General features: G+C 74.0%; 10 protein-coding genes. 9 read left to right on the forward strand and 1 reads right to left on the reverse strand.

What is annotated here, in order from left to right; all coding sequences use genetic code 11:
• The first annotated feature begins 166 nt into the window (after positions 1-166).
• From IH44_RS0104210 to IH44_RS0104230, 5 genes are all read left to right on the forward strand, one after another.
• Entirely contained in the window at positions 167-1,897 is a 1,731-nt protein-coding gene (locus IH44_RS0104210) for an ATP-binding cassette domain-containing protein (RefSeq protein WP_051816538.1), read from the forward strand.
• Positions 1,898-1,908: 11 nt separating this feature from the next.
• Positions 1,909-2,709, forward strand: a complete 801-nt coding sequence (locus IH44_RS0104215) for a hypothetical protein (protein WP_157852096.1) — start codon at positions 1,909-1,911, stop codon at positions 2,707-2,709.
• 235 nt (positions 2,710-2,944) lie between these two features.
• A complete protein-coding gene (locus IH44_RS0104220) occupies positions 2,945-3,817 on the forward strand; it encodes a FadR/GntR family transcriptional regulator (RefSeq protein ID WP_030458021.1) in 873 nt (290 codons plus the stop codon).
• A gap of 442 nt (positions 3,818-4,259) precedes the next feature.
• On the forward strand, positions 4,260-5,879 hold the full coding sequence (locus tag IH44_RS0104225; protein WP_030458022.1) for an RNA polymerase sigma factor: 1,620 nt from the start codon (positions 4,260-4,262) through the stop codon (positions 5,877-5,879).
• Between the two features lie 245 nt (positions 5,880-6,124).
• The gene (locus IH44_RS0104230) at positions 6,125-6,976 is read left to right on the forward strand and encodes a trypsin-like serine protease (RefSeq protein WP_081966714.1); all 852 of its coding nucleotides are present in this window, start codon (positions 6,125-6,127) and stop codon (positions 6,974-6,976) included.
• A 112-nt stretch (positions 6,977-7,088) separates the two neighbouring features.
• On the opposite strand, the gene IH44_RS0104235 is transcribed toward IH44_RS0104230, so the two are convergent.
• On the reverse strand, positions 7,089-7,319 hold the full coding sequence (locus IH44_RS0104235) for a hypothetical protein (protein ID WP_030458024.1): 231 nt from the start codon (positions 7,317-7,319) through the stop codon (positions 7,089-7,091).
• A gap of 472 nt (positions 7,320-7,791) precedes the next feature.
• On the opposite strand from IH44_RS0104235, the gene IH44_RS0104240 reads away from it, so the two are divergent.
• From IH44_RS0104240 to IH44_RS0104255, 4 genes are all read left to right on the forward strand, one after another.
• Entirely contained in the window at positions 7,792-9,903 is a 2,112-nt protein-coding gene (locus IH44_RS0104240) for a type IIA DNA topoisomerase subunit B (RefSeq protein WP_030458025.1), read from the forward strand.
• Positions 9,904-10,045: 142 nt separating this feature from the next.
• On the forward strand, positions 10,046-10,531 hold the full coding sequence (locus tag IH44_RS0104245) for a CcdC protein domain-containing protein (RefSeq protein WP_035953863.1): 486 nt from the start codon (positions 10,046-10,048) through the stop codon (positions 10,529-10,531).
• 92 nt (positions 10,532-10,623) lie between these two features.
• Complete coding sequence (locus IH44_RS0104250; protein WP_030458027.1) at positions 10,624-11,784, forward strand: sensor histidine kinase; 1,161 nt, start codon at positions 10,624-10,626, stop codon at positions 11,782-11,784.
• Positions 11,781-12,524 carry a response regulator transcription factor gene (locus IH44_RS0104255; RefSeq protein ID WP_030458028.1) on the forward strand — a complete coding sequence of 248 codons (744 nt, stop codon included), beginning with the start codon at positions 11,781-11,783 and terminating at the stop codon, positions 12,522-12,524. The genes IH44_RS0104250 and IH44_RS0104255 overlap by 4 nt, the downstream gene beginning before the upstream one ends.
• Positions 12,525-12,528: the final 4 nt, after the last annotated feature.

Raw genomic sequence — 12,528 nt, forward strand, 5'->3', positions numbered from 1 at the left:
AGGCGTCAGCGCGGCGGGAGGGCTGTCGCCTGTACGGGTGAGGTCGGTGCTAACACCGCTCACGACCCATCCGGAATGCCCGGTTTCCCCGCTTCCGCGCCCTACTGTGCAGGCTCGGGCCAGGTGGACATCCCCGGTCCGTCGGCAGGCGAGGGAGCGGGCGGCGATGATCCAGATCACCGGACTGACCAAGGCGTACCGGCGGGGGCGTCCCCCCGCGGTGCTGGACCTGACCTTCGACGCCCGTCCCGGGATGGTCACCGCGCTGCTCGGCGACGAGGGCGCGGGCAAGTCGACCGCGCTCCGGCTGATGGTCGAACTGGAGCGGGGGCACGGCCTCACCCTGTTCGACGGCCGGACGTACCGGCGGATCCGGCGCCCGGAGCGGGAGATCGGGGTCCTGCTGGCCACGGGCCGCCCGGAGGCCGGGCATCCGGGGCAGCGGGCCCGGGCCCACCTGCGGATGCTGGCCGGTGCGGTCGGCGTTCCCGCGCGCCGGGCCGACGACCTGCTGGAGCAGACCCGGCTTGCCGCCGTCGCCGACCACCGGATCGGCACCTTCTCGCCCGGCATGCACCGCCGCCTCGCGCTGGCCGCCGCCCTGCTCGGAACCCCCTCGACGCTGCTGCTGGACGCCCCCACCGAGGGCCTGTCCCCGAGCAACGAGGAGTGGTTCGGCGCCTTCCTGCGCTCCTTCGCGCTCTCGGGCGGCACCGTGCTGACCACCACCCGCTCCCCGGCGGAGGCCGCCGCGCTCGCCGACCGGGTGGTCACCCTGGACGCGGGCCGGCTGGCCGCCGACCAGCCGGTGGTGGAGTTCCGCCGTACCAGGCTGCACCCCGAAGTCCTGGTCCGGGGCCCGCAGATGGCCCGCCTCGCGGACCTGCTGGTCGCCCAGGGCGGCCAGGTCCGGCGGGACGGCGGCGCCGGTCTCGCGGTGAGCGGCATCGACCGCACCGAGGTCGGCGAACTCGCCTACCGCAACGGCATCCTGCTGCACGAGCTGGCCGACCGGGTGGCGGAGCGCCCGGTCTCCTACCCCGCCGCCCTGCCCGGCAGTTCGGGCCGCGCCGGCCAGGTGTCGATCCGGACGCCCCGTCAGAACCCGCAGCAGCAACCGCAGTCGCAGTCCGGCCGCACCGCACAGCCCGCCGGGGCGTCCGGCCTCCGCGCGGACGGTGCGGACGGCCCCGGCGCGGCCCACCCCGGAGCCGACCACCCCGGCGCGGCCGCCCCCGGTGAGCAGCGTTCCGGCGAGCAGCGCCCCGTGACCGTCGGCCGCCCCGCCGGGCCGGAGCCCGAGCGCCCGCTCGACCACCGGGGCCTGCAGGCCGGCCGCTGGGCCGCCGCCGCCCTCGCACCGAATCCCCCGGCCCCGGCCCAGGCCGGGCCCCGCACCCGGGCGGAGCCGCCGGCCCCGGCGGTGTCCGTGCCCGCGCCGACCGCCCCCGCCCAAACCGCACCAGTACCGCCGGCGTTCCCCGTCGACCTGACCCGGCGGACGCCCCGCGGCGCCTCCGCGCTCGGCCGACCGGCAGCGACAGCGGCACCAGCAACGGCAGCGGCGGTGCCAGCAGCGGTGGAGCCGGAGCCCGGCCCCGCCGCGGTCGACACCGCCGCGGTCGACACCGAGCAGTTGGCCGCCAACCCGACCGACGCGGAGCTGCTGACTCCCGCCCGGATCAGGGGAGTCGGCCAGCGGCCCGCCGCCCCCGTCCGGCCGTTCCCGGGGCGTCCCTGGTCGGCGGCGACCGCCGAACTGCGGCCGGCCGGGCGGGCCGAACCGGCGGAGCGGTCGCGGTCGGCGGACGAGGTCCGGCCGGGCGGTGCGGGCGCGGTGGATCCGCAAGGGGCGGCGCGACGCGGCGCCGTCGGCGACGAGAACGGGAGTGAGTGACCGTGCGGTTGGTGGCGAGTGAGGTGCGTCGGCTGCGCGGGGTGCGCTCCACGTGGGTGGTGGTCGCGGGCGCGCTGCTGGTGAACGCGGCGTTGGCGGCGTTCTCGGCGACCCGGCTGCCCGCCGGGGAGTTGGCGGTGCCGGACGCCGTGCGGTCGGTCGCGGCGGTGGTGCCGGTCCTGCCGCTGCCGCTGACCGCGCTCGCGGCGGCGGTGCTCGGCGCGCTGGCCTACGGCAACGAGGCGCGCTGGCCGGGCCTGCCCGCCTCGCGGGTGACCCTGGGGCGCCGGCTGGGCGCGCTGCTGGCGAAGTCGCTGGTGGTGGGCGCGGCGGCGGCCCTGCTGGCGGTGGCCGTCCTCGGCGTGAACGCCGTCGCGGTGAGGCTCGCGCTGCCCGCCGGAGTGGACGCGTCGACGCTGCTCGACCTGTCGGACCTGCCGGCCGGCCCGTTCGCGGCGGGCGGGATCGGCCGCCCGCTGGCGGCGTACGCGGCACTGGCGGTGGCCGGCGGCTGGGCCGGTCTGCTGATCACCTCGCTGGTGCGCAGCGCCCTGGCCGGCGTCCTGCTGACCGGCGCGCTGCCCGCCCTGCTGGAGCCCACCGCGGGCCTGCTGCTGCACCGCACGGGCCGCAACTGGCCGATCTGGGTACGGGAGTTGCTGCCCTTCCAGTACGGCCTGGACTGGGTCCGCAGCGCCGCCGACCGGACCGCCGGAGCGCTGGACGGCACGGTGGCCGCCGCGCTGCTGGCCCCGGCCGCCCTGCTGGTGCTGGCGGCGGTGCTGGTCCAGCTGCGCCGCCGGAGCCTGTGACCAGGAGCTTCCGCCCGGGAAACGGCGGCGGTCGACAAGGGAACGGCAGCGGGAAGCGCCCTGACGGTGTGACAGGCGGGGCGGGAGCAACCACGGGGGAAAACAACCACTGATGACCGGTATGCGCATTTCCAACTGATAAGAAGTCAATTATCCAGACACGGCCGATCACCCTTTCGTGTGCTTTTCACGAGAATGCTCAAGGCGGATCCGCCGATCGCCGACAAAGGATGGCGTGAGTACCCTTGCGCACCCCACCGTGACCGCCGCTCGCCAGGCCGAGTCGATCTCCGCCTCCGAGTTGGACCGTTTCCCGTACGCCGACCGCCCGACCCCGCCCGCACCCCGTTGGGAGGGGGCGGAGAACGACCTCGCCCGGGTCGGTCGGAAGACCACCAGCAGCCGCGGCCGCGGCCTGCACGGCCAGCTGGTCCAGCAGCTCGGCCAGATGATCGTCTCCGGCGACCTGGGCGCCGACCGCCCGCTGGTGCCGGAGGAGATCGGCCAGCGCTTCGAGGTCTCCCGCACCGTGGTGCGCGAGTCGCTCCGGGTGCTGGAGGCCAAGGGCCTGGTCTCGGCCCGGCCGAACGTCGGCACCCGGGTCCGCCCGGTGAGCGACTGGAACCTGCTGGACCCCGACATCATCGAGTGGCGCGCCTTCGGCCCGCAGCGCGACGAGCAGCGCCGCGAGCTGTTCGAGCTGCGCTGGGCGATCGAGCCGCTGGCCGCGCGCCTGGCGGCCGGCCACGGCCGGGAGGACGTCCAGCACCGGCTGGTCGAGCTGACCGAGATCATGGGCCAGGCCGGCGGCCAGGGCGACCTGGTCAGCTACTCCCGGGCCGACGCCGAACTGCACGGCCTGGTGCTGCAGATGGCCGCGAACCGGATGCTGGAGCACCTGTCCGGGATCGTGGCCGGCGCGCTCCAGGTCTCCGGCGGCTCCGGCACCACCTGCGAGCGCCCGTCCGACTCGGCGGTCAGCCTGCACGCCCGGCTGGTGGACGCGCTCGGCACCGGCGACGGCACCGCCGCCGAGGCCGCCGTCCGCGCGCTGCTCACCGTCCACCCGGACGTCGAGCACGCCGTCCCCGCGCCGCGCGAGCACTGAGCGGCCGGGACCGCGCCCGCCGCTCCGACCGGATGGCCCTTCTGCTGCCCCACCCGCGCAGCCGAGGGGCCATCGGCACACCGGAGCCCGTCCGCCGGACCCGCCGGACCCGCCCGCCGGACCAGGCCCGCACCCCGGCTGCCCGCCGGAGCGCCCCCGCGGACCCCGGTCCGGCCCCGCGGATAGGCCGCTCGGGGGCTGCCCGCACCGGCGCTCGGGTGGTGTGACGGGCGCCACGACGGGCATGCGTAACACTTGAGGGGCGGCAGCGATGTGTACGGAGCGGAAGCAGCTCCGGAATATCACCACAAGCCAGTCGGCTGTGATGGTCCGCGGCGCTGCTGCCGTCCTGCAGACCCCGGTCACCGTCCACCCGCCCGAGCCCGAGCAGTCGGGCCGGTCGGTGCGGGTTCGTGTCCACTCATCGTCCGAGAGGTTGTTCGTGTCGGCCAGCACATCCCGTTCCCTTCCCCCCGAGATCGCCGAGTCCGCGGCACTGCTGGCGCTCATCGAGCGGGGCAAGGCCCAGGGGCAGATCGCCGGTGACGACGTGCGCCACGCGTTCGAGGCGGACCAGATCCCGGTCACCAAGTGGAAGAACGTCATGCGCAGCCTCAACCAGGTGCTGATTGAGGAGGGGGTGGAGCTGATGGTCAGCGCGGCGGAGCCGGCCGGCGCCAAGCGCAAGAGCGTCGCGGCCAAGAGCACCACCAAGCGCACCGCGACCAAGGCGGTCACCACCCGCACGCCGGTCGCCCAGACCAAGCCCCCGGTGCGGATCGCCCCCGCGGCGACCATCGCCCCGTCGGTGTCGGTGGCCGCCTCGGTGACCAGCACCGAGGTCACCGTCGTCGAGACCATCGAGGTCGCCGAGGCCAAGGCCGCCGTCAAGAAGGCCGCCGCCCCGGCGAAGAAGGCGGCGGCCAAGAAGGCCGCCCCCGCCAAGAAGACCGCTGCCAAGAAGACCGCCGCGGCCGGCAAGCCCGGAGCCAAGGGCGACGAGGACATGGTCGGCGAGGAGGAGCTCCTCGAGGACGTGGCCCTGCCCGGCGACGGCAAGGAGGGCGAGGCCGAGGAGGAGACCGACCAGGGCTTCGTGCTCTCGGACGACGACGAGGACGACGCCCCGGCCCAGCAGGTCGCGGTCGCCGGCGCCACCGCCGACCCGGTCAAGGACTACCTCAAGCAGATCGGCAAGGTCCCGCTGCTCAACGCCGAGCAGGAGGTCGAGCTCGCCAAGCGGATCGAGGCCGGCCTGTTCGCCGAGGACAAGCTGAGCCAGGCCGACAAGCTCGCCCCGAAGCTCAAGCGCGAGCTGGAGATCATCGCCGAGGACGGCCGCCGCGCCAAGAACCACCTGCTGGAGGCCAACCTCCGCCTGGTGGTCTCGCTGGCCAAGCGCTACACCGGCCGCGGCATGCTCTTCCTGGACCTGATCCAGGAGGGCAACCTCGGTCTGATCCGCGCGGTCGAGAAGTTCGACTACACCAAGGGCTACAAGTTCTCGACCTACGCGACCTGGTGGATCCGGCAGGCGATCACCCGCGCCATGGCCGACCAGGCCCGCACCATCCGCATCCCGGTGCACATGGTCGAGGTCATCAACAAGCTCGCCCGCGTGCAGCGCCAGATGCTCCAGGACCTGGGCCGCGAGCCCACCCCGGAGGAGCTGGCCAAGGAACTCGACATGACCCCCGAGAAGGTCATCGAGGTCCAGAAGTACGGCCGCGAGCCGATCTCGCTGCACACCCCGCTCGGCGAGGACGGCGACAGCGAGTTCGGTGACCTGATCGAGGACTCCGAGGCGGTCGTCCCGGCCGACGCGGTCTCCTTCACCCTGCTCCAGGAGCAGCTGCACTCCGTGCTGGACACCCTGTCCGAGCGCGAGGCGGGCGTGGTCTCGATGCGCTTCGGCCTGACCGACGGCCAGCCGAAGACGCTGGACGAGATCGGCAAGGTCTACGGCGTGACGCGCGAGCGCATCCGCCAGATCGAGTCGAAGACCATGTCGAAGCTGCGCCACCCGTCGCGCTCCCAGGTGCTGCGCGACTACCTGGACTGACCCCGGTCGGCCCGAGTCACCTGGACGGGCCCCTCCGCCACCGGCGGAGGGGCCCGTTCGCGTGTCCGGGGGTCGCCCGATGGGGTGGCGGCGGGCTGAGGTGCGGGCACGGCGGGTGAGCGGATGACTACGCTGGGCCGGTTGTCGCGTGACGGAGCGGCAGCCCGTCCGCGCGCCGGTCGGGCCCGCACCGCGCCCCGCTCCGTGCGCGGAACCCCGCACCCCGCCGAACCCCTGGAGAACCGGTGCCCATCCTGGACACGTTCGCGCCTCGGCTCCGCCGCCGGGCGGTCGCGCTCGTCGCCCTGGCCGCCCTGCCCGCCCCGCTGGTCGCGCTGGGCGCGGCCGGGCCGGCCGTCGCGCAGCGGCGGATCATCGGCGGTACCGGTGCCAGCACCGGGGACCACCCGTGGATGGTGGCGCTGGCCAGCCGGCAGCAGTTCGGCTCGGCCCGCTCCGGGCAGTTCTGCGGCGGGGCGCTGATCAGCCCGACCAAGGTGGTCACGGCGGCGCACTGCTTCTACGACGAGACCACCGCCCGCCCCACCGACCGGCCCGGGCTGCGGGTGATCGTCGGCCGGGACGACCTGCGGGGCACCGCGGGGCGGGAGGTGGCGGTGCGCGGGGTGTGGATCGACCCGGGCTACAGCTTCACCGCGAACACCCGGGACGTGGCGGTGCTCACCCTGACCGAGCCGCAGGACGGCCGGCCGGTGCTGGAGATGGTGAACCCGGGCGAGACCGAGCCGTACGCGGCGGGCACCCCGGCCACCGTGTTCGGCTGGGGCGACACCCGGGGCAACGGCAGCTACTCGAACACGCTGCGGCAGGTCACCGTGCCGGTCATCTCGGACGAGGCCTGCGGCCACGCCTACCCGGGCGGCTCGGACAGCGCGTACGACGCCCGCAGCATGGTGTGCGCGGGGGAGGCGCAGGGCGGCAAGGACGCCTGCCAGGGCGACAGCGGCGGGCCGCTGCTGGTGGGCGGGCGGCTGGCCGGGCTGGTCTCCTGGGGCGCGGGCTGCGCGGAGGCCGACCACCCCGGGGTGTACACCCGGATCGCGGCGGTCTCGGAGGCCGTGCACAACGTGCTGTGAGCCACGCCGCACCGCGGGCCGTGGCCGGAAAGAAACGCCACGGCCGGGTGGCCCGCCCCCGAGGGGGAGGGCCACCCGGCCGTTCAGGCAGCTCGGTGGAGCAGCGGGAGCGTCAGCGCTCCCCCTCCTCGGCCGTCGCCGACGTGCCGGAGAGGCGGTCGCTCTCGTCGTGTATCTCCACGGCGATCTTCTTGAGTTCGGGCTCGAACTTGCGCCCGTGGTGGGCGCAGAACAGCAGCTCTCCGCCGCTGGAGAGGACGACGCGCAGGTAAGCCTGAGCGCCGCAACGGTCGCAGCGGTCTGCCGCGGTGAGCGGGCTCGCAGGGGTCAGAACAGTAGTCACGTCGCCTCTTCTCTAGCTCGACGAGCTGTGTACCAGGATCAACATCCAACCAGGTCGAATTCGTTCCCGCTCGTGGCTTTTCTCTTTGAGGATTCTGCCGTCGTCTTGTTGTTGAGGACGTGCCCCGGACAACGGCGGTTCATGCGTGCCGATTCCCGTGACCGGCAGATCACCTCGAACGCCCGATCGGGCCGGGGTGCGAGGTCCGCGTAGCATAATCCTCCGCTGGGTTGGAGCATAAGCCCCGTCCCGGAACCCGTTGGACCGCATCGCAGCAGCTCCGCCGCCCTCCCCGGCCGCCCGGATCCGCCAGGACCCGTGGTGTCGGCAGGAGATGGCAGGCTGGGAACCGCCCCCGGGGCGGGAACCTTGTTCGCGCAGCGCGTACAAGGAGCGCGGACCTCAGCGACCCGGATCTCAGTTGCTGAGAGCATGCGGGGGTGTCCGTCAACGTCATGGAGGAGTGCAGAGCGTGAGTGGAGAAAAGACCGGCCCGTCCTCTCTGGTGACCGGTGAGGGCGGGTCCGACTACACCGCGCGGCATCTGCTCGTCCTGGAGGGCCTGGAGGCGGTCCGCAAGCGGCCGGGCATGTACATCGGGTCGACCGACAGCCGCGGCCTGATGCACTGCCTGTGGGAGATCATCGACAACTCGGTGGACGAGGCGCTGGGCGGCTTCTGCGACCGGATCGAGGTGCTGCTGCACCAGGACGGCTCGGTCGAGGTGCGCGACAACGGCCGCGGCATCCCGGTGGACGTGGAGCCCAAGACCGGGCTGTCCGGCGTCGAGGTGGTGATGACCAAGCTGCACGCGGGCGGCAAGTTCGGCGGCGGCTCGTACGCGGCCTCCGGCGGTCTGCACGGCGTCGGCGCCTCGGTGGTCAACGCGCTGTCCGCCCGGCTGGACGTCGAGGTGGACCGCTCCGGCACCACCCACGCGATCAGCTTCCGGCGCGGCACCCCCGGCGCCTACGCGGGGGAGGGGCCGGACGCGAAGTTCGAGCCCGGCAGCGGGATGACCAAGCGGGGCAAGTTCGCCAAGACCCGCACCGGCACCCGGATCCGCTACTGGGCGGACCGGCAGATCTTCCTCAAGGACGCCCGGCTCTCGCTGGAGTCGCTGCACAGCCGGGCCCGGCAGACCGCCTTCCTGGTCCCCGGCCTGACCATCGTGGTGCGCGACGAGCGGCTCACCGAGAGCGAGCAGGTCGCCGAGGAGACCTTCCGGTACGACGGCGGGATCAGCGAGTTCTGCGAGTTCCTGGCCCCCGACCGCCCGATCTCCGACGTGCTGCGGCTGCGCGGCGAGGGCACCTTCAAGGAGACCGTCCCGGTGCTCGACGAGCTCGGGCACATGACCCCCACCGAGGTCACCCGCGAGCTCGGGGTGGACATCGCGCTGCGCTGGGGCGCCGGCTACGACACCACCCAGCGCTCCTTCGTCAACATCATCTCCACCCCCAAGGGCGGCACCCACGTCACCGGCTTCGAGCGGCAGCTCGCCAAGACCGTCAACGAGGCGCTGCGGGCCGCCAAGCTGCTGCGGGTCGCCGAGGACGACATCACCAAGGACGACGCCCAGGAGGGCCTGACCGCGGTCATCACCGTCCGGCTGGCCGAGCCGCAGTTCGAGGGGCAGACCAAGGAGGTGCTCGGCACCTCGGCGGCCAACCGGATCGTCGCCGCGGTGGTCGCCAAGGAGCTGAAGGCGTTTCTGACCTCCACCAAGAAGGACGAGAAGCTGCAGGCCCGGGCGGTGCTGGAGAAGGTCGTCGCGGCCGCCCGGACCCGGGTCGCGGCCCGGCAGCACAAGGAGGCGCAGCGCCGCAAGACCGCGCTGGAGACCTCCTCGCTGCCCGCCAAGCTGGCCGACTGCCGCAGCGACGACGTGGACCGCAGCGAGCTGTTCATCGTCGAGGGCGACTCCGCGCTCGGCACCGCCAAGCTGGCCCGGAACTCCGAGTTCCAGGCGCTGCTGCCGATCCGCGGCAAGATCCTGAACGTCCAGAAGGCGTCCGTGAGCGACATGCTCAAGAACGCCGAGTGCGCCTCGATCATCCAGGTGATAGGAGCGGGCTCGGGCCGGACGTTCGACATCGACCAGGCCCGCTACGGCAAGGTCATCTTCATGGCCGACGCCGACGTCGACGGCTCGCACATCCGCACCCTGCTGCTGACGCTGTTCCACCGCTACATGCGGCCGATGGTCGAGCAGGGCCGGGTGTTCGCCGCGGTGCCGCCGCTGCACCGGATCGAGCTGACCAACCCCAAGCGCGGCCAGGAGAAGTACCACTACACCTACTCCGACGCCGAACTGCGGCGCACGCTGCTGCAGTTCCAGGGCAAGGGGCTGCGCTGGAAGGACCCGATCCAGCGCTACAAGGGCCTCGGCGAGATGGACGCCGACCAGCTGGCCGAGACCACCATGGACCCGCGGTTCCGGATCCTGCGCCGGATCAACCTGGGCGACCTGGACTCCGCGGAGAAGACCTTCGACCTGCTGATGGGCAACGACGTCGCGCCGCGGCGGGAGTTCATCGTCGACTCGGCGGCCACCCTGGACCGGTCCCGGATCGACGCCTGAGCGGCCCCGGTCCGCGGAGGGCTCTCCACCCCAGGGTGGAGAGCCCTCCGCGCGGTGGATCAACCCCCGCTCCGAGGACCGGCGGGCCCGCGGTCCGTAGCGTTCAGGGTGTCGAAACCACCCCGCCCGGGAGGCACCCGAAATGACCGCCCTGTCCGACGTCCTGATCGCCGCCGCCGTGATCGTCCTGGTGGTGGGCCGGCAGCTGCGGGCCCGCCGGCTGGACACCGAGCGCCGCTTCTGGCTGCTGCCGCTGGTGCTCGCCGCCGTCGCGCTGCGCGACCCGGTGCTGATCGACCCGCACCACCGGGTCGCCGCCGCCGTCCTGCTGGCCGGCTCGATGCTCACCACCGCCGGGATGGGCTGCGCCTGGGGCTGGACGGTGCGGATCTGGCGCGAGACGGACGGCACGCTGTGGAGCAAGGGCACCACCGTCACGGTGTTCGCCTGGGTCGGCGCGATCCTGATCCGGGCCGCCTGGTACGGGGTGGGCGCCGCGCTGCACGTCCACCAGTCCAGCAGCGTGCTGCTGCTCTCGCTGGGCCTGCTGCTGCTGGTCCGCTCGGCGGCCGTCCAGTGGCGGTCCCGGCAGCTGGGCGGCGGCAAGCTGCACGGCCTGGCCGCCTGACCGACCGTCACCACCCCGTCACCACCCCGCCGCCGGCCCCCGCAACGGGGGTCGGCGGCACCGCCGTCGAGCCGTCGAGAGAGGACCCGCAGGTGAGCACGCTGGACCGGTGGACCAGGTGGCCCGACCGGGACGTCCCGATCCGGGAGCGCGACTCGCGGGCCCGGATGGCGATCTCCTTCTTCGGCCGGCTCTGCATGCTGGGCGCCGTGGTGTTCGGGACCTTCGGCGAACTGCACTACCGGGGCTGGCTGGTGCTGGTCCCGATCGGCTGGATCGCCGCCGCCGCCGTGCTGTTCACCGGCTGGCACCACTTCTGCCGGGCCCAGCGGCTGTGGCCCACGCTGGCCTGCGCCGCCGGGCTGCTGGGGTACGCCGCGCTGGCCGACGAGGGCGGCGCCAGGACGCTGGCCTCGGTGATCTGGTGCGGACTCGCGGTGCTCGCCGTGGTCCGGCTGCCGCTGGCCGCCGGACTGCTCACCGCCGGTGCGGCGCTGGCCGGTTACGGCTTCGGCACGGACGACTCGCTGCTGGCCATGATGGCCGTCGCGGGCGGCATGGGCCTGCTCGGCTACCTGCTGCGGCTGGACGGCCAGGCCCGCTCCGCGCAGCGCGCCCTGCTCGCCCAGGAACGGGCCGCGCAGGTCGCGCAGGCCGAGAGCGCGGCGCTCGCCGAACGGGCCAGGATCGCCCGGGAGATCCACGACGTGCTGGCGCACAGCCTGTCCGCGCAGCTGGTGCACCTGGAGGCGGCCCGGCTGATGCTGGACGCCGGGGCCGAGCGGGCCGAGGTCCGCGAACGGGTGGTCGCCGCCCGGCGGATGGCGCAGGACGGGCTGGCCGAGACCCGGCAGGCGCTGTCCGCGCTGCGCGGCGAGTTCGCGCCGGTCGCCGAGTTCGTGGCCCAACTGGCCGCCGGGGCCGGGGCCGGGCTGGCCGTCGACGGGGTGCCCCGGCCGCTGCCCGCCGAGGCCGGGCTGGCGGTGCGCCGGGTCGCCCAGGAGGCGCTCACCAACGCCCGCAAGCACGCGCCCGGCAGCCGGGTGGACGTCCGGCTCGGCTACCGGGAGGACGAGGTGGAGCTGGTGGTGCGCAACTCCGGTGCCCCGCGCGGGGCCCACCCGGTGCTGGGCGGTAGCGGGAACGGGTACGGTCTGCTCGGGATGCGCGAACGCGCGGAACTGCTCGGCGGCGAACTGCTGGCGGGCCCCGAGGAGGGAGGGTGGCGCGTGCTGCTGCGGGTGCCGGCGTGACGGACGGACCGATCCGGGTGGTGGTCGCCGACGACCAGACCGTGGTGCGCGAGGGCATCGTGATGCTGCTCGGCCTGCTGCCGGGCATCACGGTGGTCGGCTCGGCGCCGGACGGCGAGGAGGCGCTGCGGCTGGTCGCCGAACACGCCCCCGACGTGGTGCTGATGGACCTGCGGATGCCGCGCTGCGACGGGGTGGAGGCGACCCGGCGGATCCGGGCCGAGCACCCCGGCACCGAGGTGGTGGTGCTCACCACCTACGCCGACGACGACTCGCTGTTCTCCGCGCTGCAGGCCGGCGCGCGCGGCTTCCTCACCAAGGACGCCGGCGCGGAGGAGATCGCCCGCGCCGTCGCGGACGTCCGCTCGGGCGCGGCCGGGCTCTCCCCGCAGGTCCAACTGCGGCTGCTGGAGCGGCTGTCGGGCGGGCCGGGGCCCGCCGCGCCACCGGCGTCCGTCGCGGCCCCGCCGGCACCCGCCGCCGCTCCGCCCGCACCGGCGGCCGGGTCCGCACCGGTGCCCGGGCGCCCGGCGCTGCCGGACGGGCTGACCCAGCGGGAGGCCGAGGTGCTGGCGCTGATCGCGGCCGGTCTGTCCAACGCGGAGATCGCCGGAAGGTTGTTCGTCAGCCCCGCAACGGTGAAAACACATATCAACAACCTTTTCGCCAAGACGGCGGTGCGGGACCGGGCCCAGGCCGTGGCGTACGCCTTCAAGCATGGAATTTCGGACGGTTCGTAAACCC

Source organism: Kitasatospora sp. NRRL B-11411, assembly GCF_000721345.1.
Taxonomy (GTDB): Bacteria; Actinomycetota; Actinomycetes; order Streptomycetales; family Streptomycetaceae; genus Kitasatospora; species Kitasatospora cineracea.

Coding starts and splice junctions, on each gene's coding strand:
- IH44_RS0104210 (WP_051816538.1), top strand. CDS start 167: ATGATCCAGATCACCGGACTGACCAAGGCGTACCGGCGGGGGCGTCCC.
- IH44_RS0104245 (WP_035953863.1), top strand. CDS start 10,046: ATGACCGCCCTGTCCGACGTCCTGATCGCCGCCGCCGTGATCGTCCTG.